At 67.9% G+C, this 22368-nt stretch carries 24 protein-coding genes; 10 read left to right on the top strand and 14 right to left on the bottom strand.

What is annotated here, in order from left to right:
* Window positions 1-91 precede the first annotated feature (91 nt).
* Window positions 92-1105, bottom strand: coding sequence for a FecR domain-containing protein (locus BRO63_RS24755; protein ID WP_088142330.1), 1014 nt, complete (start codon window positions 1103-1105; stop codon window positions 92-94).
* Window positions 1084-1593, bottom strand: a complete 510-nt coding sequence (locus tag BRO63_RS24750; RefSeq protein ID WP_054451641.1) for a sigma-70 family RNA polymerase sigma factor — start codon at window positions 1591-1593, stop codon at window positions 1084-1086. Before BRO63_RS24750 ends, BRO63_RS24755 begins: the two co-directional genes overlap by 22 nt.
* Window positions 1594-1729: 136 nt before the next feature.
* On the opposite strand from BRO63_RS24750, the gene BRO63_RS24745 reads away from it, so the two are divergent.
* On the top strand, window positions 1730-2197 hold the full coding sequence (locus BRO63_RS24745) for a CopD family protein (protein WP_088142329.1): 468 nt from the start codon (window positions 1730-1732) through the stop codon (window positions 2195-2197).
* 143 nt (window positions 2198-2340) lie between these two features.
* Window positions 2341-3201 (top strand): hypothetical protein, encoded by an 861-nt coding sequence (locus BRO63_RS24740; protein ID WP_088142328.1) that lies wholly within the window; start codon window positions 2341-2343, stop codon window positions 3199-3201.
* Here BRO63_RS24740 and BRO63_RS24735 read toward each other — a convergent pair.
* Window positions 3198-4154, bottom strand: a complete 957-nt coding sequence (locus BRO63_RS24735; protein WP_088142327.1) for a LysR family transcriptional regulator — start codon at window positions 4152-4154, stop codon at window positions 3198-3200. The genes BRO63_RS24740 and BRO63_RS24735 overlap by 4 nt on opposite strands.
* 162 nt (window positions 4155-4316) lie before the next feature.
* Between BRO63_RS24735 and BRO63_RS24730 the strand changes: the two genes are divergently transcribed.
* From BRO63_RS24730 to BRO63_RS24715, 4 genes are all read left to right on the top strand, one after another.
* On the top strand, window positions 4317-5327 hold the full coding sequence (locus BRO63_RS24730; RefSeq protein WP_088142326.1) for a Bug family tripartite tricarboxylate transporter substrate binding protein: 1011 nt from the start codon (window positions 4317-4319) through the stop codon (window positions 5325-5327).
* Window positions 5327-6295: a hypothetical protein gene (locus BRO63_RS24725; RefSeq protein WP_256943402.1), complete on the top strand. Its 969-nt coding sequence runs from the start codon at window positions 5327-5329 to the stop codon at window positions 6293-6295. Before BRO63_RS24730 ends, BRO63_RS24725 begins: the two co-directional genes overlap by 1 nt.
* Before the next feature lie 76 nt (window positions 6296-6371).
* Entirely contained in the window at window positions 6372-7064 is a 693-nt protein-coding gene (locus tag BRO63_RS24720; RefSeq protein ID WP_088142324.1) for a helix-turn-helix transcriptional regulator, read from the top strand.
* Window positions 7065-7142: 78 nt separating this feature from the next.
* Window positions 7143-7556 (top strand): VOC family protein, encoded by a 414-nt coding sequence (locus BRO63_RS24715; RefSeq protein ID WP_088142323.1) that lies wholly within the window; start codon window positions 7143-7145, stop codon window positions 7554-7556.
* A gap of 70 nt (window positions 7557-7626) precedes the next feature.
* On the opposite strand, the gene BRO63_RS24710 is transcribed toward BRO63_RS24715, so the two are convergent.
* Together BRO63_RS24710 and kynU are read right to left on the bottom strand one after the other, a co-directional pair.
* The gene (locus BRO63_RS24710) at window positions 7627-9033 is read right to left on the bottom strand and encodes an amino acid permease (protein WP_088142322.1); all 1407 of its coding nucleotides are present in this window, start codon (window positions 9031-9033) and stop codon (window positions 7627-7629) included.
* Window positions 9034-9110: 77 nt separating this feature from the next.
* Complete coding sequence (gene kynU / locus BRO63_RS24705; RefSeq protein ID WP_088142321.1) at window positions 9111-10361, bottom strand: kynureninase; 1251 nt, start codon at window positions 10359-10361, stop codon at window positions 9111-9113.
* A 138-nt stretch (window positions 10362-10499) separates the two neighbouring features.
* On the opposite strand from kynU, the gene BRO63_RS24700 reads away from it, so the two are divergent.
* Entirely contained in the window at window positions 10500-10973 is a 474-nt protein-coding gene (locus BRO63_RS24700; protein WP_088142320.1) for an Lrp/AsnC family transcriptional regulator, read from the top strand.
* A gap of 19 nt (window positions 10974-10992) precedes the next feature.
* Here the strand turns inward: BRO63_RS24700 and trhA are convergent, their stop codons facing one another.
* The gene (gene trhA, locus BRO63_RS24695; RefSeq protein ID WP_088142319.1) at window positions 10993-11622 is read right to left on the bottom strand and encodes a PAQR family membrane homeostasis protein TrhA; all 630 of its coding nucleotides are present in this window, start codon (window positions 11620-11622) and stop codon (window positions 10993-10995) included.
* Between the two features lie 85 nt (window positions 11623-11707).
* Window positions 11708-12793 (bottom strand): P1 family peptidase, encoded by a 1086-nt coding sequence (locus BRO63_RS24690; RefSeq protein ID WP_179215210.1) that lies wholly within the window; start codon window positions 12791-12793, stop codon window positions 11708-11710.
* Between the two features lie 194 nt (window positions 12794-12987).
* Here BRO63_RS24690 and BRO63_RS24685 point away from each other — a divergent pair, with 194 nt between their 5' ends.
* The 3 genes from BRO63_RS24685 (at window position 12988) to BRO63_RS24675 (ending at window position 15287) form a co-directional block, all read left to right on the top strand.
* Window positions 12988-13770: an amino acid ABC transporter substrate-binding protein gene (locus BRO63_RS24685; protein WP_059377702.1), complete on the top strand. Its 783-nt coding sequence runs from the start codon at window positions 12988-12990 to the stop codon at window positions 13768-13770.
* Between the two features lie 84 nt (window positions 13771-13854).
* Complete coding sequence (locus BRO63_RS24680) at window positions 13855-14535, top strand: ABC transporter permease subunit (RefSeq protein ID WP_088142407.1); 681 nt, start codon at window positions 13855-13857, stop codon at window positions 14533-14535.
* A complete protein-coding gene (locus BRO63_RS24675; protein WP_059377700.1) occupies window positions 14532-15287 on the top strand; it encodes an amino acid ABC transporter ATP-binding protein in 756 nt (251 codons plus the stop codon). Before BRO63_RS24680 ends, BRO63_RS24675 begins: the two co-directional genes overlap by 4 nt.
* Before the next feature lie 41 nt (window positions 15288-15328).
* Here BRO63_RS24675 and BRO63_RS24670 read toward each other — a convergent pair whose 3' ends face one another.
* The 7 genes from BRO63_RS24670 to BRO63_RS24640 form a co-directional block, all read right to left on the bottom strand.
* Complete coding sequence (locus tag BRO63_RS24670) at window positions 15329-15868, bottom strand: hypothetical protein (protein ID WP_088142318.1); 540 nt, start codon at window positions 15866-15868, stop codon at window positions 15329-15331.
* A 112-nt stretch (window positions 15869-15980) separates the two neighbouring features.
* On the bottom strand, window positions 15981-18140 hold the full coding sequence (locus tag BRO63_RS24665) for a TonB-dependent receptor (RefSeq protein ID WP_088142317.1): 2160 nt from the start codon (window positions 18138-18140) through the stop codon (window positions 15981-15983).
* A gap of 55 nt (window positions 18141-18195) precedes the next feature.
* A complete protein-coding gene (locus tag BRO63_RS24660; RefSeq protein WP_088142316.1) occupies window positions 18196-18846 on the bottom strand; it encodes a hypothetical protein in 651 nt (216 codons plus the stop codon).
* Window positions 18843-19448: a hypothetical protein gene (locus tag BRO63_RS24655; protein ID WP_088142315.1), complete on the bottom strand. Its 606-nt coding sequence runs from the start codon at window positions 19446-19448 to the stop codon at window positions 18843-18845. The genes BRO63_RS24660 and BRO63_RS24655 overlap by 4 nt, the downstream gene beginning before the upstream one ends.
* A gap of 3 nt (window positions 19449-19451) precedes the next feature.
* Window positions 19452-20189 (bottom strand): ABC transporter ATP-binding protein, encoded by a 738-nt coding sequence (locus tag BRO63_RS24650; RefSeq protein WP_088142314.1) that lies wholly within the window; start codon window positions 20187-20189, stop codon window positions 19452-19454.
* Window positions 20182-21267 carry a FecCD family ABC transporter permease gene (locus tag BRO63_RS24645; RefSeq protein ID WP_256942876.1) on the bottom strand — a complete coding sequence of 362 codons (1086 nt, stop codon included), beginning with the start codon at window positions 21265-21267 and terminating at the stop codon, window positions 20182-20184. Before BRO63_RS24645 ends, BRO63_RS24650 begins: the two co-directional genes overlap by 8 nt.
* A complete protein-coding gene (locus BRO63_RS24640; protein ID WP_088142312.1) occupies window positions 21251-22321 on the bottom strand; it encodes an ABC transporter substrate-binding protein in 1071 nt (356 codons plus the stop codon). Before BRO63_RS24640 ends, BRO63_RS24645 begins: the two co-directional genes overlap by 17 nt.
* Window positions 22322-22368 lie beyond the last annotated feature (47 nt).

The raw sequence follows: 22368 nt of genomic DNA, 5'->3' as shown, positions 1-22368 counted from the left end.
GGTGTCGGCATTCGTTTGCCTCTACAGACCATGACCCTCGTGAAATCCGAATCGGACAGCTGGCCCTCCAGTTTTTTGTAACGGCGCGGATTCAGGCCTCGGCGGCCGCGCGCAAGGTGATCGTCACCCAGTACGGCGTGCGGTAGCGCACCCGCACCGGCAGGGTCGCGGGCAGCGCCGCCAGCACCGCATCGGTGTCGCGCAGCTGGAACGCGCCCGAGATGCGCAGGTGCGCGGCCTCGGGGTCGCAGCGCAGCATGCCGGAACGGTAGCGGCCGAGTTCCGCCGCGAAGGCGTCCAGGCGCATGCGCTGGGCGTACAGCACGCCGCGCTGCCAGTCGCTGGCATGCGGATCCGCGGGTGACGGCGGCGACACGCCCTGATCCGTCAGGCTGCCCTGTTCGCCAGCCGCCAGGCTGACCAGGCTGCGCGGATGCGCGGCGCTGCCGATACGGACCCGCCCTTCCTGCACGCTGACGCGGCACAGCCCGCCTTCCTGCCGCACGCAGAAGCGCGAGGCCTGCGCCTCGATGTCTCCCAGCCGCGTGCGCACTACGAAGGGCCGCGGCGCGGGCGCCGTATCGGCCACGGCGTGCACCGCGATCTCGCCGGCGCGCAGGCGCAGCAAGCGGGCCGTGGAGCTGAACATCACGTCGACGGCGCTGGCCGTGTTCAAGAGCAGCGTGGAGCCGTCCGCCAAGGCCACTTCGCGCCGCTCGCCCGGCGCGCTGCGATAGTCGGCGGTCCAATCCAGCGGATCGGCGCGCCAGGCGGCCCAGCCGACGGGTCCGGCCACCACCAGCGCGACCAGCGTCTTGAGCGCGGCGCGGCGGCTCGCGAGCTCGGGGCGGTTCAAGGTCGCCATGCCCAGCGCCGCCGGAATCAGGCCGAAGCGTTCGTTCACGCGTTGCGCGCGCTGCCAGGCGTGCTCATGCTCGGCCTTGCTGGCGCGCCATAGTTCACAGGCTCGCTGGTCGGCATCGGTGGCGCGGCCCGAGCTCAGCCGCAGCAGCCAGCGTGCAGCCTCGCGCGCCACGCTGCGTTCGACGGCGGGCGGCTCGGACGCCGCCCCGGCCTGCGGGCTCAGATCGACGCCATGATGCATTGTTCGAATCCCTTGGCGATGTAACGGTGCACGGTACGCAGCGACACGTTGAGCCGGGCGGCAATCTCGCCGTGGCTCAAGCCTTCCAGTTGCGCCATCAGGAATGCCTGCCGCGCCGGCAGGGACAGGCCCGCCAGCATCTCGTCGATTTCCTGCAGCGTTTCCAGGATGATCAGGCGCTGCTCGGCCGAGGGCGCCAACGCCTCTGGCATCAAGGCCAGGGCTTCCAGGTAGGCCTGCTCCACCGAGCGCCGCCGGTGGTGGTTCAGCAGCAGGCGCTTGGCGATGGTGGTGAGATAGGCGCGCGGCTCGCGCAGGGCGTCCAGTTCGTGACGGTGGCGCAGCACCCGCACGAAAGTGTCCTGCGCCAGGTCGGCCGCGTCGAAACTGTTGCCCAGCTTGGCACGCAGCCAGCCATGCAGCCATCCATGATGAGCGCGGTACAGCAGTTGGACGTTGTCGCTGGCGGCGACCGCGGGGTTCGGCACGAAAGGCTCCCTGAACTATCAATCACAAATAGAAATCAATCTCATTCTAAATGCAAAACCATGATTCCGGTCAAGTCCGCGCGCCGCGCTTGACGGGGATATGATGGGGACGGATTCCCCCTACAGGTCTGCCCCCATGCTCTATGCCGCGCTCAAATTCATCCACCTGATGGCCGTGATCCTCTGGGTCGGGGGCATGCTGTTCGCGCACTGTTTCCTGCGGCCAGCGGCCGCGCAGCTGGAACCGCCGGTACGGCTGCGGCTGATGGCATCGGTGCTGGGGCCGTTCCTGAACGCCGTGCTGGCGGCCATCGTGCTGATCCTGTTCTCCGGCGCGCTCATGATCGGCCAGGAAGCCAGCCAGGCCGCGCAGACGGGTGGGGCCTTCTTCATGCCGCGCAGTTGGACCCTCATGGCCTCGGGCGGCCTGGTCATGACGGCCATCTATGCCTATATCCGTTTCGTGCTCTACCCGCAGCTGCGGGCAGCGGTCGCGGCGGCGGACTGGCCCCAGGGCGGACAAGCCATGGGCGGCATCCGCCGCTGGGTCGGCATCAACCTGCTGCTGGGCATCGCCATCGTGGCCATCGTCTTTCTGGGGTAGCCGGATATCAGCCGGCGCGCGCCAGCTATCGGGCATGCGCAGGCTGGTATCGGAATTCTTTTGCTTGGTGCAATACGCATTACATCCGCGCTGGCCACACTGCGGATGACTCTCGCGGGCCTACACAAACAAAAGGAATCTCCATGATCAAACGTGTCTTCCAGCTGGCCGCCCTCGGCCTGTTCGTATCCGCCTCGGCCGCGCATGCCGCCGCCCCCATCGACAACAGCTCCCTGGACCAGCCTGGGTTCCGCGAGCACAAGGCCACCTACGGCGTGGTCTACCGCCTGCCCCAGGACGTCAACGCCATCCTGGATGCCAAGATCAACGGCACGCTGAAGGCCGACCTGCTCACGCTGGGCCTGAAGACCGAGGCCGAAACGCCCAACATGCCGCACGTGACGGTGGTGCACATCCACAGCGCCGACCCGCAAACGCCCGCCCGCATGCTCAAGGCCCTGCCCAAGCCGCCGGCCCCGCTGCAGATCACGCTGAAGACCTTCTATCCCACCGAAGCCGCCAAGGGCGCGGGCCATCCGTGGTGGCTGGACCTGGGCGTGGTCAAGAGCGGCCAGGGCTTCGAGGACATGATGCGCTACAACACCGTTACCACCGCCGCCCTGGCGCCGCTGCGCGACGGCCCGCTGCCGCGCGTCACCGGCCCGGTCTACGCCAAGATGGGCGATGCCGGCAAGGATCTGGTCAAGACCATGGGCGTGAGCGGCGTGAACATCATGCAGGACGGCAAGGAAGTGCGCGCGCACAACCCGCACACCACGCTGGTCTACAGCATGGCGCCCTACGACGCGCGCCTGCAGGACGCGATGAAGCAGGAGTCCGACAAGTTCAACGCCGTGCTGCCGGACGGCATCAACACCACCTTCAAGGACGTCTCCATCGTCGAGATCGGCTTCGCCGGCAACGTGGTGCGCGAGATCTACCGCGTCAGCCTGGAAGACGGTTCGGCCATCGATGTGGCCACGGGCAAGAAGGTCGGCTCCTAAGCCGCAGCGGCTGCGGGAACGTCCGCGCGTTCCCGCAGCACCTCGCGGATCTGCCCGCGCAGCCAGGCCTGCAGCGGCGAGGTATGCAGGCGCCGCGGCCACACCATCACCAATTCGATCTTGCGCAGGCTGGCGGGCAGCTCCAGCGTCGCCAGCGGAAAATGCCGGGCGTGCGCGCGCGCCACGCTGGCTGACATGGTGGTCGCGTAATCGGTGTCCAGCAGCACATAGGGCGTGATGCCGAAACCCGACAGGTAGGCCGAAAACTCCATGCGGGCCGCGTCCGGCTTGAGCGCGCGGTCGAAGTTGGTCTCCCGGCCGTACATCTGCGCAAAGGCGAACCACTTGATGGACGGCAGGTCCGCCAGCGTCAGCGCGCCCCGCCCAGCCCAGGGATGTTTGGCCGACACCACGCAGACGCGCCGGTCCTTGAGCAGCGTATCGCGGTGAAACCGCGCCGGCACCTTGCCGAACAGTCCGATGGCCAGGTCCAGGCGTTCGGCGTCGAGGTCGTCGGGCACGAAATCCCCGTGCACGGACTGGAAGCGCAGCGTGATGCCGGGCGCGGCGCGATGCAGGCGTTCTATCAGGGGCGCGGCCAGCAGGATCTCGCTATGCGCACCGGTGCCGATATTGACCACGCCGCCAGCCTTGGCAGGATCGAAGGCCTCGGGCGGACGCAGCGCGGACTCGATCTGCGCCAGCGCGTCGTGCACCGCCGAATGCAGTTCCAACGCACGTTCCGTCGGGATGAAGCGGCCCTTCACCACCACCAGCAAGGGATCTTCCAGCCGCAGGCGCAAGCGCGCCAGCTCGCGGCTGATGGCCGGCTGCGTCTTGTGCAGCAGGGCCGAACTGGCCGTGGCGCTGCGGGTGCGCATCAGGGCGTCGAACGTCAGCAGCAGGTTCATGTCCAGCCGGCGCAGATAGGGCAAGGAGTGGGTGTCGCTCATGCCGCCGATACTATGCCTGAAATGCATGTATTGGAAATTCCATACCAATTTCGACATGATTGGCTTGCGCAACCGGCATTGGGCAAGGCGCCCGGGCTTGGCTACAGTCCGCGGCAGATCGGGGCCATCCGCACCCGACCCGACTTTCCGGAGACTGCTGCAATGAACCCCTTGGGCCCGACCGCCGCGCGCTGGCGCGCTTCCCCCCGCCGCTGGATGGCGGCCGTGCTGACCGGCTCGGCGCTGCTGCTGGGCGCCGCCCAACCGTCCGCTGCCGCCTTCCCCGAACGTCCCGTGACCTTGGTGGTGCCCTTCCCCGCTGGCGGCACGCCCGACATCCTGGCCCGCATCCTCAGCGACAGCCTGGCCAAGCGCCTGGGCCAGCCCCTGATCGTGGAAAACCGCGCTGGCGCCGGCGGCAACATCGGCGCGCAGGCCGTGGCGCGCGCCGCGCCCGACGGCTATACGCTGCTGATGTGCGCCTTCGGCTGCACGGTCGCGCCCTCGCTCTACCAGCCCGCCCCCTACGACATCGTCAAGGACTTCGCGCCCGTCGCCATGGTCGGCACGGTGCCCAGCGTGCTGGTCGTCAATCCCAAGGTGCCGGCGCAGACCGTGGCCGAGCTGCTGGCCTACGCCCGCGCCCATCCGGGCAAGCTGAACTCGGCCTCGTCGGGCGTGGGCGGCTCGGCCCACCTGGCCACCGAACTGCTGAAGCTGCGCACCGGCATCGACGTGGCGCACATCCCCTACAAGGGCGCCGGGCAGGTCGCGGCCGACCTGCTGGGCGGCCAGGTCGACATGTACTTCGACAATCTGCCGGCCTCGCTGGCGAACATCCGCGCGGGCAAGCTGCGGGCCCTGGCCGTGGCCAGCGCCAAGCGCGCGCCGGCGATTCCGGACGTGCCGACCTTCGCCGAGGCCGGCGTGGCCGATTTCCTGATCACGCCCTGGTTCGGCATCATGGCGCCGGCCGGCACGCCGGACGCCACGCTGGCCGCGCTGCACGGCGCCCTCAACGACGCCCTGCAGGCGCCCGAGGTCGCCGCCAAGATGCGCGAACTGGGCGTGGAAACCGCCGCCGGCCCGCGCCAGGCGCTGGGCGACTTCGTGCTGGCCGAGACCGCGCGCTGGAAGGACGTGATCCAGGCCAACCACATCCGGGCGGAATGATGGCGGACGAACCCGGCGGCGCCGCATCCGACGCGCTCGCGCCGATCCGGCTGCGCGACATGGGCGCCTTCCATGTCGGCGGGCGCGAGGTGAGCCTGTCGGGCCTGCCGCGGCGCGAGGTGGTCATGGCCGAGGGCGGCCAGCCCGTTGCGCTGGACCCCAACGGCACCTACCGCGTCGAGCAGATGTACGCGCAGTATTTCCTGGCCGAACCGGCCAGCGGCCGCCCGCCCCTGACCTTCTGGCACGGTGGCGGCATGACCGGCGCGGCCTGGGAGACCACGCCCGACGGCCGCCAGGGCTGGCTCCATGCCTTTCTGCGCCGCGGCTGGGACGCCTATCTCTGCGATGCCGTGGAACGCGGCCGCTCGGGCTACGCGCCGGTTCCAGAGATCTGGCCCGAAGGCCCCATCGTGCAGGCGCAGGAAGACTGCTACACGCGCTTTCGCATCGGCCGCCCGGGCGCCCGCCCCGGCCCCGGCAGCGCCTATGGCAACACGCAGTTCCCGGTGCAAGCCTTCGGCGAGCTGGCCGCGCAGATGGTGCCGCGCTGGGTGCATACCGACGCCGCCGTCCTGCGCGGCTATCTGGCCTTGCTGGAGCGGGTCGGCCGCATGATCGTCATCTGCCATTCGCAGGCGGGCGTATTCGGCATCCGCGCCGCCTCCGCCCGACCCGACCTGGTACGCGCCGTGGTGGCGCTGGAGCCGGCCAGCATCCCGCAGCTGGACGCCGGCTATCGCACGCCCACGCTGATCCTCATGGGCGACAACATGGATACGGACCCGCGCTGGCCGCGCATGCGCGAGCGGGTGCGCGATTTCGCGCGGCGGCACGCTTGCGTCACCCTGCTGTCGCTGCCCGAACTGGGCATTGCCGGCAATTCGCACATGCTGATGATGGACCGCAACAGCCTGGACCTGGCCGCGCGCGTGCACGACTGGCTGATGGCCCTGCCGCCGGGCTGACATCTCGCCGCGGACGGGGCCCCGCCTGCTGCCATTTCGTGGCAGCATTATGGATCCGCCATCCCCGCCCGTCCCCATGTCCCGCACCGAACGCCTCCTGGGCCTGATGCAGACCTTGCGCTGCCATCGCCGCCCCGTCAGCGGCCGCCAATTGGCCGCCGACCTCGGCGTCAGCATCCGCACGCTATACCGCGACATCGCCACCCTGCAATCGCAGGGCGCCGAGATCGAGGGCGAGCCAGGTGTGGGCTATGTGCTGCGGCCCGGTTTCATGCTGCCGCCGCTGATGTTCAGCACCGAGGAGATCGAGGCGCTGGTGCTGGGCACCCGCTGGGTGGCGGACCGCGCCGACCCCCGGCTGGCGCAGGCCGCGAGCAACGCGCTGGCCAAGATCGGCGCGGTGCTGCCGGCGGAAATGCGCGACGGGCTGGACGCGATCCCGCTGCTGGTCGGCCCCAGCGCGATGCAGGTGGTGGACCGCGTGGACCTGTCGCTGATCCGCCACGCCATACGCTGCGAACAGAAGATCGACATCACCTACCGCGACGACAAGGGCGCCGATTCCGCGCGGGTGATCTGGCCGTTCGCGCTGGGTTTTTTCGACAGCGTGCGCATCGTCATGGCGTGGTGCGAACTGCGCCAGGATTTCCGCCATTTCCGCACCGACCGCATCGCCACGCTGACGCCCGGTGAGCGCTATCCCAAGCGCCGCCATGCGCTGCTGAAGGAGTGGCGCGCGATCGATCGCACGCCCAAGAATTGCGGCTGAAAACGCGGCTGAAAGCTACTGCCAAAAACTGACAGCACCCCTGTCTAAGATGAGCGCGTCAATCACCTGGAGCGCATCATGTCAGACACTAATTTCGTGATTTTCTACGTCGAGAAGCCCGCCGCCAGCGCCGCGTTCTACAGCGCCCTGCTGCAGCGCCCGCCCGTCGAAAGCTCCCCCACGTTTGCCCTGTTCAGGCTGGATTCCGGCCTGATGCTGGGCTTGTGGTCGCGCTATACCGTGGAGCCTGCCGCCGCCGGCCGCGGCGGCGCGACCGAGCTCGCCTTCACCGTACCCGACGCGCAAGCGCTGGACCGCCGCCACCTGGACTGGAGCCTGCGCGGCCTGCCCATCCTGCAGGCGCCCACCGACATGGACTTCGGCCGGACCTTCGTGGCGCTGGACCCCGATGGACACCGGCTGCGCGTGTTCGCGCCGGCGCCGCAGGAACAGGCCGAGCAGCAACCGGCGCCCGCCATGGCCAGCGCTTGAAGCGCGGCCATGGAATACGGGCCTGAGGCGCTGGCCTCGGGCCCGTGGCTGAACCGGGCGCGCTGCAGTATCAGGAACGCTGATCGCGCGGGGTCAGCGCCACGCTTTCGCCGCGGCGGCGGAACAGCAGCTGGTACAGCACGGCCAGCACCAGCAGGAACGGCACACCGAACACCAGCGTCATCTTGAAGACGCTGGTGAAGTAGGTGGTGGCCAGGATGGCCAGCATCGCGCCCGCGCCCAGCAGGGTCAGCACCGGAAAGCCCGGCATGCGGAACGACAGCTTGCCGCCGCCTTCGCGCGCCCAGCGGCGCCGAAAGCAGTAGTGGGTCACGAAGATCATCATCCAGGTGAACAACGCGCCGAACATCGAAATCGCCATCATCAGCGTGAACGAGGTCTCGGGGTACAGCACGTTCAACACCGCCGCGATGGCGATGCCGCTGGTCGACAGCAGCAGCGCGTTCAAGGGCGTGCCGTTGCGGGTCAGTTTGCCGAACGCGGACGGCGCATGGCCGGCGCGCGACAGGCTGAACATCATGCGCGTGGTGATGTACAGCTGGCTGTTCATAGCCGACAGCGCCGCCACCAGCACGATGAAGTTGATGACGCCCGCCGCGCCCGGAATCTCGAGCGCCTGCATCACCTTGACGAAGGGACTGCCGCCCTTGCCGGCCTCGTCCCAGGGCACGATGGCCAGGATCAGCGCCAGCGTCAGCAGGTAGAACACCACCAGCCGGACGATGGTGGCGCGGAACGCCTGCTTGACCGCGCGCTCGGGGTCTTCGGCCTCGCCCGCCGCCACCGCGATCATCTCCACGCTGAGGTAGCTGAAGATCGAGATGACCACGGCGATCCACATGCCCCAGACGCCATTCGGGAAGAACCCGCCGTGCGAGGTGTACAGCGCCGTGCCGTACTGCGGATTGCCCCAGACCACGTAGGCGCCCAGGATGATGAAGGCCACGATGGCGGTGATCTTGATCGTGGAGAACCAGTATTCGACCGTGCCGAAGGTCTTGACGCTCATGGCGTTGATGAAGATCAGCGCCGCCGAGAACAGGCAGACCCACTGCCAGCCGGGCACGTCCGGGAACCAGAATTTCATGTATTCCGCCACGGCCGTGACCTCGGTGCCTACCGCCAGCACCACGCAGGACCAGTACGCATAGCGCACCAGAAAGCCCGCCAGCGGGCCGACGTAGTGCTCGGCATAGGCGCCGAACGAGCCCGAGGTGGAATGCGCCACCGTCATTTCCGCCAGGCATCCCATCAGCAGCAGCGTGATCAGGCCGCCGATGGCGTAGCTGATGATCACGCTGGGTCCGGCAAAGCCGATGGCGAACTTGCTGCCCAGGAACAGGCCCGTGCCGATGGCGCCGCCGATGGCAATCATGCTCATCTGCCCCGACGTCAGCCGCCGCTTCAGGCCTTGCTCGCGTTCGGCGATCTGGCCGAATCCTTTTTGTTGTTGCATTGTCTCCTCCAGGTCCTGCGCTCTCTTTATGGATGTAGGGCCGGTTTGGCCCGCGCAATGGGGTTGTGTTGCGGCGCTCAGGTCACGGCGGCGCGATGCTTGAATTCCGGCTTGTCCCAGGAACGCGTGTCCAGCACGTCCGTCAGGATGTCGACGGCGTCCCAGACGTCGGCATAGCCGAAGTACAGCGGCGTCAGGCCGAAGCGCAGCACCTCGGGCTCGCGGTAGTCGCCGATCACGCCGCGCGCGATCAGCGCCTGCATCACCTCGAAGCCGTTGGGATGGCGGAAGCTGACATGGCTGCCGCGGTCGGCATGCTTGCGCGGCGTCACCAGCGTAAGCGGATGGCCGGCGCAACGTTCTTCGACCAGCGCGATGAACAGGTCGCCCAGGGCCAGCGATTTCTTGCGCACCTCGGCCATGTCGGCGGCATGCGCCACGTCCAGGCCGCATTCCACCAGCGACAGCGACACGATGGGCTGGGTGCCGCACAGATAGCGGCGCACGCCGCCGGCCGGCTCGTAGGCCACGGCCATGTCGAACGGCCGCGTGTGGCCCCACCAGCCGGACAGCGGCTGCCAGAAGTCCTTGGTGTGGCGCGGCGCCACCCAGATGAAGGCGGGCGAACCGGGGCCGCCATTCAGGTATTTATAGGTGCAACCCACGGCGAAGTCGGTGTCGGCGCCGTTCAGGTCCACCGGCACCGCGCCCGCGGCGTGCGCCAGGTCCCAGATGGCCAGCGCGCCGCGCTCATGCGCCAGCGCGGTCACGGCGGCCATGTCGTGCATCTGGCCGCTGCGGTAATTCACGTGCGACAGCAGCATCACCGCCACGGACTCGTCCAGCGCCTTTTCCAGCGGCAGTTCGTCGTCGATCAGGCGCATTTCGTAGCCCTGCTGCAGCAGGTCGATCATGCCCTGGATCATGTAGAGATCGGTGGGGAAGTTGTCGCGCTCGGACAGGATGACGCGGCGCTTGGGGTGCTGGTGCTGCTGGATGCGCAGGGCGGCGGCCAGCGCCTTGAAGATGTTCAGCGAGGTCGTGTCGGTCACGACCAGCTCGCCTTCGCGCGCGCCCAGCAGGCGGCCCAGCTTGTCGCCCAGGCGGGCGGGCAGTTCGAACCAGCCGGCGGTGTTCCAGCTGCGGATCAGGCCCGAGCCCCATTCCTGGCCGATCACGGCGGCGGCGCGGGCGGCGGCGGCCTTGGGCATCACGCCCAAGGAATTGCCGTCCAGGTAGAGGACGCCCGGCGGCAGGTCGAAACGGTCTTTGAGGGGCGCCAGGGGGTCCAGGCGGTCGGCGTTGACGCAGGCGTCGCGGGTGTTCATTTTCTGCTCCAAAGGGCTATATTCTGGATACATACTATCAGCGCGATCGGGCTGATAAATTGCAAAATCAGGCGCGGAATACCCTATGTTTCCGCATTGGATTGCACATAATCAATATTTTCGGAATTTGATTGCACCATGCAGATCGACGCCATAGACCAGCGCATTCTTTACCGGCTGCAGGAAGACGGCCACCTCAGCAACCAGGACCTGGCCGAGCAGGTGGCGCTGTCGCCTTCGGCCTGCCTGCGGCGGGTGCGCGCGCTGGAAGAAAGCGGACTGATCCGCAACTATCGCGCCGTGCTGGACGCGGAAAAGCTGGGTTTCGAGCTGGAGGCCATCGTCCATGTGTCGCTGGACCAGTCGCGTCCGGGCTGGCACGAGGAATTCCTGGCCGGCATCGCCCTGCATGACGAGATCACCGAGGCCAGCATCGTGACGGGCGCCTCCAACTACATCCTGACGGTGTGCACGCGCAATCTGAAGGCGTTCTCGCAGTTCGTCGAAGACAAGCTCAGCAAGATCCCGGGCGTACGGAACCTGTCCTCGCATATCGTCATGCGCAAAGTGAAGAACCGCGGCGGCATGCTGCCGCTGGCAAGCTGGCGCTAGCGTCCCGCTGAAACCCCGCTCAGGCCGGGCTCAGCCTCAGGAAGCCGAACACGGTCACGAAATGGCAGGCCGTGCCGCCCATGACGAACAGGTGCCAGATGCCGTGGGCGTGCGGCCAGCGCTGGTCGTTGGCGTAGAACAGCGTGCCGGCGGTATAGATGGCCGCGCCCGCCAGCAGCCAGGCCAGTCCGGCCGCGGACAAGGCGCCCGCGATCGGCGCGGCGAACATCACGCCCAGCCAGCCCATGGCCAGATACAGCGGCAGGGCCGGCGCCGCGCCGCGCGCCCACCACAGCTCGCGGCTGATGCCGACCGCCGCCAGCACCCAGATCGCCACACCCATGGCCGCGCCCCAGCCATGCTCCACCGGCCCGTAGGCCAGCGGCGTGTAGGTGCCGGCGATCAGCAGGTAGATCGCGCAATGGTCGGCCTTGGCCCACCAGGCCTTGCGGCGGCCGCGCGAACAATGGAACAGCACCGAAGAGGCATAGACGGCAATCATCGACGCGGCGAACACGGCGCAGGCGACGACCTGCCGCGTGTCCACCTTGAGTTCGGCGGCGCGGGCGATCAGGGCGCCCGAAGCGGCCACGGCCAGCGCCAGGCCGGCCAGGTGGGTCGCGCCGTTGAATCGTTCGCCCTTGTACATGCACGCCCTCCGCCCGCCAGCCACGCGCCGGCGCCCCCCATGATGGCGCCCTTGTGTGACAGGCGAAGGTCAGGACGCGCAGCCTTCAGGCGACGAAATCCACCGCCGCCGGATAGCCTTCCAGCGCGCGCGCCGAAAGAATGGCGCGCTGCACGGCGATCGCCATCGCCTCGGCCGCCATCACGCCCAGCAGCATGACGTTGCCCGGCTTGCCGGACGTGCCCGTGCCCAGCGCGAAAATGGTGTCGCCGTCCAGCATGGTGTGGATGGGATTGATGGTGCGGGCCAGGCCATCGTGCGCCATGCCGGCGATCTTCTGCGCCTGCGCCTTGGTGAGCTTGGCGTCGGTGGCAACCAGCCCTATGGTGGTGGCGGTGCCCGGGCGCATGGACTTGGGCAGGTCGCCCGCCAGGATCGCGGCGCGGGTGTCCAGCAGCATCTTGCCGTCCGCGGTGCGCGCGCCGGCCAGGATGCGCCCCGTGGCCGGGTCCACCACGTCGCCCACCGCGTTGACCGCGACGATGGCGCCCACCGTCACGCCCGCCACGGTCAGCGAGGCGCTGCCGATGCCGCCCTTCATGGCGCGCTTGGGGCCGTACAGCTTGCCCACCGTCGCGCCCGCGCCCGCGCCCACGTTGCCCTCCTGCGGCGCGGCGTCCGTGGCCGACTTGCAGGCCTGGTAGCCCGCGGCCGCGTCCGGGCGGATCGAGGCGTCGCCCACGCCCAGGTCGAACAGGATGGCCGAAGGCACGATGGGCACGTGCGCCACGCCCACGTCGAAGCCGATCTTCTTTTCCTCCAGATAGCGCATGACGCCCGAGGCCGCATCCAGGCCGAAGGCGCTGCCGCCGGACAGCACCACGGCATGCACTTTCTCCACCATGTTGACGGGATTGAGCAGGTCGGTCTCGCGCGTGCCCGGCGCCGCGCCGCGCACGTCGACCCCGGCGGTCGCGCCGGCCTCGGCGATGATGACCGTACAGCCCGTGGGCCGGCGCGTATCGGTGTAGTGCCCCACCCGCAAGCCCGCCACCTGCGTGATGCTGCCGCTGCCCGGCATCAGCCGCGTACCGTCCGCGGCCTGGGCGGGCATTGCACTTGCTGCTGCCGCGCCAGCGGCCGCCATCATGAAAGCCCGCCTGTTCCATTGCTGTTCCACACCGATCTCCATCGAAGTCCTGCCTGGATGAACCCCGGCAGTTTCGCGCCAGGGCATGGGTATCGCCATATGACTTGCAGCTATATTTTTACTATTCCTTATGCTTTGTGGAAAAATAGACGCGTTGTTAGAGTGCGGCTACGCCGGAGGGCATTGCAGGCACGGATGCTCTCCACCGAGATATCTGCCATCCGTGGAGCACCGCCATGAAACTCTTCCGTACGCTGTTCGTCGCCGGCCTCGTCCAGGTCGCCGCCTTGTCCGCGGCCCATGCCCAATCCGGACTGGACCAGATCAAATCCGCCGGCGTGTTCAAGATCGGCACCGAAGGCACCTACGCCCCCTTCACTTTCCACGACGCATCCGGCCAGCTTACCGGGTTTGACGTGGACATCGGCCGCGCCATCGCCGAACGCCTGGGCGTCAAGGCGCAATTCGTCGAAGGCAAATGGGACGGCCTGATCGCCGGCCTGGACGCCAAGCGCTACGACGCCGTGATCAACCAGGTCGGCATCACCGACGCGCGCCGCGCCAAGTACGATTTCTCGGATCCCTACATCTCGTCGGCCGCCGTGCTGATCGTGCGTGACGACAACACCAGCATCAAGTCCTTCGACGACCTGAAGGGCAAGAAGTCCGCCAACACGCTGACCAGCAACTTCGGCAAGCTGGCGCAGAAGCACGGCGCGGAAGTGATCGCGGTGCAGGGCTTCAATGAAGCCATCGACCTGCTGACCTCGGGCCGGGTCGAGGCCACGGTGAACGACAACCTGTCGTTCCTGGACTTCAAGAAGCAGAAGCCCAATGCCAAGGTAAAGATCGCCGCCACCGACAAGACCGCCGAATTCAGCAATTCGGGCGTGCTGATCCGCAAGGGCAACCCCGAGCTGCAGGCCGCCATCAACAAGGCGCTGGCCGACATCAAGGCGGACGGCACCTACAAGACCATCTCGGTCAAGTATTTCGGCACGGACCTGTCGGCGCAATAAGCGAGCGGAGCGCACATGACGCTACCCCCCTGGCTGCAATCCGTCCTGCCCGACTGGCTGCTGGCGCAACTCGGCAACTTGGCGGTGCCTGCCTGGGTGCAGCTGATGCTGGACTCGTTCTGGCCGCTGCTGCACGCGGGGCTGATGTTCACGGTTCCGCTGACGCTGATGTCGTTCGCGCTGGGCCTGGCGCTGGCCTTCGTGGTGGCGCTGATCCGGCTGTTCGGCCCGGCGCCGCTGGTGGCCGTGGTGCGCTTCTATGTCTGGCTGATCCGCGGCACGCCGCTGCTGGTGCAGCTGTTCGTGATCTTCTACGGCCTGCCCAGCGTCGGCATCGTGCTGGATCCGCTGCCGGCCGCGCTGATCGGCTTCACCCTCAACGTGGGCGCGTACAACTCGGAAGTGATACGCGGCGCCATCGAGTCCATCACCAAGGGCCAGTGGGAAGCGGCGTACTCCCTGAGCATGACGCGCGCACAGGCGCTGCGCCGGACCATCCTGCCGCAGGCGGCGCGGGTGGCGGTGCCGCCCCTGTCCAATTCCTTCATCGCGCTGGTCAAGGACACCTCGCTGGCGGCGGTGCTGACCGTGCCCGAGATCTTCCAGGCCGCGCAGCGCATCGCCGCCGTCACCTATGAACCGCTGATCCTGTACACCGAGGCGGCGCTGATCTACCTGGTGTTCAGCTCCGTGCTGTCCGCCGCGCAGGTGCGCCTGGAACGGCGTTTCGGCCAGCACGCGGTCTTTAACGAGAAAAACCGATGATCCGCCTGGAAAAGATAGAAAAGGCGTTCGGCGGCAATCCCGTGCTCAAGCAAGTGGACGTGAGCATCGCCGAAGGCAGCGTCACCGCCCTGATCGGCCCGTCCGGCAGCGGCAAGAGCACCTTGCTGCGCTGTGTGAACCTGCTGGAAGTGCCGGATCGAGGCACGCTGGAGATCGGGCCGGAAACGGTGCATTTCGAGCCCGGCCGCAAGCTCTCGCGCGACCAGGTGCAGCGCGTGCGCAAGCAGACCGGCATGGTGTTCCAGAACTTCCAGCTGTTCCCGCACCAGACCGTGATCGGCAATGTCATGGAAGGCCTGCTGACCGTGCAGAAGTGGCCGCTGGACCGCGCGCGCGCCCGCGCCGAGGAACTGCTGCGCAAGGTCGGCATGCTGGAAAAGCGCGACGCCTGGCCCGCCAACCTGTCGGGCGGCCAGCAGCAGCGCGTGGCCATCGCCCGCGCGCTGGCGCCCGCGCCGCGCGTGCTGCTGTGCGACGAGCCGACCTCGGCGCTGGATCCGGGCCTGGCCGCCGAAGTGGTGGATGTGCTGCGCCAGCTCGCGGCCGAAGGCATGACCATGTTGATGGCCACCCACGACCTGCGCCTGGCGGCCAGCGTATCGCGCGAGGTGGTGTTCCTGCTGGACGGCACGGTGGTCGAATCCGGCGATTCGCGCACGCTGTTCAGCCAGCCGGCGGACCCGCGCACGGCGGCGTTCATCTCGACGCTGACGCAGGAAGCCGCGCTGTAGGACGGCTGGAGCCGGTGGGGACGCCCCCCGTCCGTGCCGCCTCAGCCCTGACCGTCCGTTACCCGAAAGTCGAACAGCGTTGCAGGCTCGGCAGCAATGACCCGCGCGGCAATGTCGCGCCGCAGTTCGGCATGAACGCGCTGGGCGTCCGGCGCGGGATTTCCCAGCAGGTCAAAGAACTCCGGCGGCAGCACGCCCGGGCGCAACACGCCCTGGACGCTGCGCGCGCCGCGACGCAGATGAAAGCTGTACGACTTGTCCGCGCCGCGGCTGTAGCGCGCTTCGGGCAGCGTCAAGTCCACCGCGTAGCAGCCGCGCGTGACGGCGCGCGTGACGAATTCGAACGCGTCGCGCACGCCCGGACCGGGGTGTCCGCTGATGACGGACAACTCCTTGCGCGGCACCGGCGAGCCGTCCTGCTCCAGCTTCGGCAGCGCGCCGCGCAGGCCCTGGAAGGTCAGCGCCAGCATGGCAAGCGCGCCATGGCCATGATAGGCCTGGACCGCGTCGAAACAGATGGGCAGCGGCCCTTCCTCGGCCGTCACGATCAAGGAGGAAGCGCGTTGTTCAGGGGTAGTCATGGAATGTCTCCGTGTCATGCGTGGTCGCGGGGCGCCACCGTGGCGGCCCGCTGGCGCAGGGTAGGTCAGGGTTGAAGGACGCACCGGGGCGCGTCCGGATGGACAGGCGGATTCAGAAGCGCGTGCGCAGCGTCAGGCTGAAACTGCGGCCGGGTTCCAGCAGCGGATTCAGATCGGTCATGGCGTAGGCCACGTTGGATGCGGTCGCCGCCGTGCGGTAGGCGCGGTCGAACAGGTTGTTCACGCCCAGCACGACCTGGGTATTGCCAGCCTGCGGCAGCCCCAGGCGATCCAGCTGGAACTGGGCGTAGAGATTCACGACGCCGAAGCCCGCCGCCGGATACTCCGCGCGTTCCGCATAGCGGCTCTGGCCCTTGGCCCATTGCAGTTCGCCGCTCAAGGCATAGGCTTCATTGGGGCTCATGTATTGCAGGCCGACCAGGCCGCTGAAGGGCGCGATCGATTGCAGCGGCGTGTCCGTCGTGCGGTTGGTGCCGTGCAGGTAGCTGGCGTTGCCGTACAGGTTGACCTCGCGGCTCAGCTGCCAGCGCCAATCCAGCTCCAGGCCCTGGATCCGAGCCTTGCCCACGTTGCGGCGCTGCGTGGCGGGCAGGCCTTCATAGGTGGTGGTGACGTTCTCCAGGAAGTCGCTGTAGTTGCTGCGGAACGCGGTCAGGCCGACCGTGGCCTGCTCGAAGTGCAGCCGGGTGCCGGCTTCCACGGTGACGCCGCGTTCCGGCTTCAAGCCCGGATTGGGAATGGTGTAGCTGGTTCCGGTATAGCCGCTGCTGAACATTTCCGAGGTCCACGGCATGCGGAACGAACTGCCCACGCTGCCCAGCAGTTCGACCACTTCGGTGGCGCGATAGGACAGCCCCAGGCTGCCGGTGGTGGCGGTTTCTGTCGTGTTCTGGGCCGCGCGGAAGGCCGGCAGCAGATTGGGCGAGGGCAAGGGTTCCAAGCCCACGTCGGACTTGAACCAGTCGAAGCGGCCGCCAGCGGTAACGGTCCATTTGGCAGCGGGTTTCCATTCCGTGGTCAGGAACGCGCCGACGTTGGTCTGGTACTGGTCCGGCCCGGTCTTGACGTAGGGCGTGCTGGTGGTCGTGGTGGTTCCGTTCGGACGCCGCACCGTGATATCGCTGCGCGATTCCGATCCCGGACGGCGCTCATGCATGAAGTCCAGGCCAAAGGTCGTGTTGGTGTCGGCCCAAGGCACCGTCGCGGCCACGCTGCCGCCCCACACGACGGGACCGATCACGTTGTTGCGCGCGTCGACCACGCGCGCCGGATTGGTCTGGTTGTGCGTAGCCATGACGGTGCCGAACTCGTTCACATAGACGCTGGCCTTGAGCGCGCTGATGGCGCCGTCGAACTCGCCGCTGTAGGCCAGCCTGCCCTGCTTGACCTTGAGCGGATCGCGGCGGCTGTAGCTCAATGGGTAGGGAGGCACGGTGCCGGCCGCGCCGTCCTTGACATAGGCCACGCGCGCGCTGGCCTCGATGCGCTGGCGCGCATCAGGCATGTAGCCCAGCACGATGCCCCCGCCCGCGCCGCGGAAGTCGCTGTTCGGCACTTCGCCCGCCGCGCTGTCGTAATTGCTGGCACGGCGCCCGGTGGCGTAGACGCGCAGGTCGAAGCCATCGCCCGCGCCTTCCAGCGCCACGTTGCTCTGCACGCCGTCGCCGTTGGTGTTGTACGTGACCGAAGCTTCGCCGCCGTTCAGGCCGAAGGGCTGGCTCAGGTTGCCATGCGCCCGCTTGGTCACGAAATTGACCAGCCCGCCCAGGCCGTCGCTGCCGAAGCGCGAGGAATTCGGCCCGCGCACCACTTCGACCTGTTCGATCTCGGTCGGGCTGATGAGCATGAACTGCAGCGTATTGCGGCCGCGGAAGCGGTCGCCATCGATGAACATCGGCACCCGCATGTCGTTGGTGTTCAGCCCGCGCAGGAACAACGTGCCTGCAATGCCGCCGCTGCGGCTGATGGTGGCGTTGGGCACGCGGCCCAGCAGGTCCAGCGTGCTCATCGTGTTCAGGCGGTCGATGTCCTGGCTGTCGACCACGCTGACCGCCTGCGTGACAGTGTGGTCGATCGAGGCCGCGGGCGGTGTCGCCCCCATCGGCCGCAGGCGGCCGTCATCGGGCTGGTCTTCGGCGGTGACCTGGATCGACGGCAGTTGCGGAATGTTGGCGGCGGCGCTGGGCGCGGCCATGGCGGCGGTCAGCAGTCCGGCGCCGACCAAGGGAACATACAGATAGGAGCGTTGCATACATGCACACAAGAGAGGGGGCAAAATCGGAATGGGCGCGGAGAGCCGCGCCGCGTCAGGCGGAAGCCATGTCCTGATCGGCGGCAGGCGTGGAATCCCTCAGCCAAGGCAGGAATCCGCGCAGGAAACGGCTGGACGCCGGCATGAAATAGCTGCCGTGGTGATACATCGGGTCCAGCGAGGTCACGATCAGGCGGCCCGGCGTGCTGCGCCGGTCTTCGTACAGCACCGATCCCGCGCCGGCCTTGTCGATCAGGGACAGCGCGCCCGGCGGCGGCTCGAAGGAGCCATGCTGATGCCAGGTGGCGTCGGCCAGCGTCAGATAGCGGAACAGCGGATGCTCGGGCGCCGCAAGGCGCAGGCCGGAGTCGGCGCCCGGCTCCTTCCACCACCAGAAGTTCACTTCGGACGGGGTCCAGCGCACGCCGTCCAGCCAGCGTTCGGAATGCGTTTCGCCCATGGCGACCAGGGTCTTGCCCGCAGCCAGGAAGCGGCGCCAGAGTTCCCGGTGCGGCGTCAGCAGATCCGGATTGCTGCGGCAGGACACGATCAGCGCATCGCAGTCCCGCAGCGCGGCTGCGCTCAGGTCGCGGATGTATATCGTCCGGTCGATATGCGGCATCAGCTCCGGCGTGCGGAACGTGCGATGGTGGTAATAGGTGCCGGCGTCCAGCGCCGCGATCACGGGGGTGCGTCCTGCGGTCATGCCGCGTCTCCCTGCAGCCAGGCGAACAGTTGCGGGACAATGCGGCCCGCGCTGTCGGCGCTGCCGGCATACATCCACAGGTCATTGCCGGAATGCACCAGCAGCCTCCCGCCACCCGGCAGGGCCAGGACCCAGTCGATGGCCTGGGCATCAGGTCCCAGCGTGTTGAGGACCAACGCGCCGGCCGGCGCGGGATTGCTGCCGCGGGCATAAAAACCCGCCACGCCGCGGCGGAACGTCAGGTGTTCGGGATCCACGCCGTCAAAGAGCGGATGAGGCGCGGCGCGATGCACCCGCAGGCCGGCGATGCCTGCGCCGGATCCCGGCACGAACGGTGCGAGCCAGCGCAGGAAGGGATAGGCAACATGGCCGTTGAAGACCATTGTGCCGCCCGATTCCAGATAGGCTTCCAGTAGCGCGCCCTGCTGCAACAGATAGCGCTGGTCCGCGTGCGCGGGGACCAGCAACGCTCGGAATCTGGAAAGATCGCGCTCATGCAGTTGATACAGCGGCACGCTGGCAGCGCACGGCGCGGCGCCGCCAGTCAGTGCGGCAGGACCGTCGCCGCTCCAGTTGTTCAGGTAGGCAATCGTGTTTTTCATGATTCAACGGAAGACGGGGATTACGCCGAGGATGTCGCCGGACTCGCCGCGCAGCGTGGCTACGCGCACCGGCAGGCCGTATAGGCGACTCAGGCGGTCGTCCACGCACATGCTGGCGGTGGGACCGGTTTCGCAAGCGCCGGCATGCATGAGCAGGGTCTGATCGGCGATGTGCTGCGCATGCTGCGGCTGGTGTGTGGTGAAAACCACCGCCAGTCCCTGTTCCCGCGCCAGCCGGCGCAGCAGCGACAGCACCACGTCCTGGTTGCGCAGGTCCAGGGCCGCCGCGGGCTCGTCCAGGATGATGATGGGGCTGGCGCTGGCCAAGGCGCGCGCGATGCAGGCCAGTTGTTGCTCGCCCCCGCTCAACGCGTGGAACGGGCGGTCCGCCAGATGCGCCAGGCCGACCTGCCCCAGGCAGTCACGGGCGATGTTCCAGTCACGGGCGCCGGGCGCCGCGTACCAGCGCAGATGCCGCGCGCGCCCCATGCTGACCATGGTCAGCACGTCATAGGCGTAGAGCGTGTCGCTGCGCTGCGGGACATAGGCGGCGTGGCCTTGCAGGCGCACGGCGCCCGCGGCGGGAGGATTCAGCCCCAATATCGTGCGCAGCAGCGTGGTCTTGCCGCGCCCGTTGGGACCCAGAACGGCGAGGATCTGGCCGGCGGACAAACTCAACGACAGGTCGCTCAGCAGGCGCCGGCCGCCGGCCTGCACGGACAATTGCGCAAGCTCAAGCATGTTGCACTCCCCGGCTCTGGGCGCGGCGCAACAGCCATGCGAACAGCGGCGCGCCGATGAGCGCGGTGATCACGCCCAGCGGAATCTCCGCACTGGTGGCGCTGCGGGCCACGGTATCCACCCACACCATGTAGGTGCCGCCGATCAGGGCGCTGGCGGGCAGCAGCACCCGGTGGTCCGGACCGACCAGCATGCGCGCGATGTGCGGCACCACCAGTCCCACCCAGCCCACCGTGCCGGATACGGCCACGCTGGCCGACACCACCAGCGTGGCGCAGCCCAGCAGCAGCCAACGCAAGGGCTCCACGGCGATGCCCATGGCGCTGGCCTGCTCGTCGCCCAAGGACAGAACGTTGATGCGGAAACGCAGCGCGACCAGCAGCGCCATGCCGGCCACGATGGGCGGCACGGCAGCCGCCAGCTTGACGTAGGTTGCGGTGGCGAAGCTGCCCATCAGCCAGAACACAATGGCCGGCAGGCTGTCATTCGGATCCGCGAAATACGTGGTCAGCGAGATCAGCGCGGAAAAGAAGGCGCTGGTCACCACACCGGCCAGCACCAGCATCAGGATGGTCGTGCGGCCGTTGGCACGGCCCAGCAGGTAGACCACGGCCACCGCCAACAGGCCTCCGGCAAACGCCAGGCCCAGCGTTGCCCACAGCGATGAGAACAACAGGATCGCCGCGCAGCCGCCAAACGCCGCGCCCGAGGAAATGCCCAGGATCTGCGGCCCGACCAGCGGATTGCGGAAAGCACCTTGCAGTGCCGCGCCGCACATCGCCAGGCTGGATCCGGCCAGCACCGCCAACAGCACGCGCGGCAGCCGCACCTGCATGACGACGCGGTGCTCCGTGGCGCCGACCGACGGCAGCCAGTTCGCGAGGCCGTCCGGCAATGCGAGCCCGGCCAGCACGCTGGACACCTGCGACAACGCCAGGGGGTAGCGGCCGACGCATAGCGCCGCCAACACGGACACGGGCAACGCCAGCGCCATCAATAACCACGGCCACGCCCACAGCCCTGGACGCGCGCGAGTCCCGGCGGCCGACGCGCGCGCCGTTTCAACGGAAGCGTTCATAGCCCATGGCCCCCTCGTTCATTTTCAGGCGCAGCACCGTGTCGATCTCGCTGGCGGCGGGCTTATATCCATAGAGTTCGCCGTAGGCGCGCGCGATGTTGTCGCGCAAGGGCCAGGAGAATTTTTCCGGGTGCAGCAACATGCTCAGCCACTGCCAGTACAAGGGCGATTCCTGGCTGGGGGGATCCCACAGATAGCCGCCCATCGGCACCTTGTAGACGCGGCGATCGCGCACAGCGGGGATGTCGGCAAACAGTGGGTCGCCATACAGGGTTTCGGGCGTCAACCCCGGCTCAAAGTTGTTCAGCAGGATCACGTCAGGCGCCCAGGCCATGATCTGCTCGATGTTCACGGTCTGGCCGCTGGCGATGGATGCCGAAACGTTGCGCCCGCCCGCCAGGGTGATGTCGTCCTCGAAGCTGGTGTTGCCGCCAGCCGCGCGCAGCTGCGGCGCATAACGCGACAGGTACAGCACCCCCGGCCGCTTGGCGGTTGAGATGCCATCGGTGATGGCGCGGATGCCCGCGCGCACCTGATCCCGCCAGAGCAACTGGGACTGCGCGCGAGCCTCCTGTCCCAGCGACAGGCCCATCAGGCGTATCCATTCGCGGGTGCGGTCTTCGGTGCCATACACCAGCGCCGCGGTCGGCAGGCCTGCATTGCGCAGGGGCGCGATCAGATCGTCGCCCATGTGCCCCCACTGCCACACCAGGTCGGGCTGGATCTGCAGCAGCGTTTCCACATTGGGCACGAAACCGGACCGGGTGATGTCGGTGCGTACCTGGGCCGTGGCCGGAAAGATCCGCGCCAGCAGCCCATCCTTCATCAACCCGTAGGCGCTGGGATGCATGCCGGCCAGATGCTCGGCGCCCCCGTCCAGCGAGATGAGCAGCGATCCGGCCGGCATGGGCAGGGTCACTGCCCGTTGGGATGGCGCGGACAGGCTCACGGGATTGCCCAGCATGTCCTGGAACACGATGGGCGCCGCACTCGCGGCGGACGACAAGAGAACCCCTGCCGCCAAGGCGGTGCGGAAGTGTGCTGAGATGGTCATGTGGGAGCGGGTTACCCGGCAAAGGCCTGCCATGGACGGCGGCCTGC

The organism is Achromobacter xylosoxidans (assembly GCF_002192695.1).
In the GTDB taxonomy this organism is placed as follows: domain Bacteria; phylum Pseudomonadota; class Gammaproteobacteria; order Burkholderiales; family Burkholderiaceae_B; genus Achromobacter; species Achromobacter xylosoxidans_C.
This window is presented reverse-complemented; position numbering and strand designations above follow the sequence as displayed.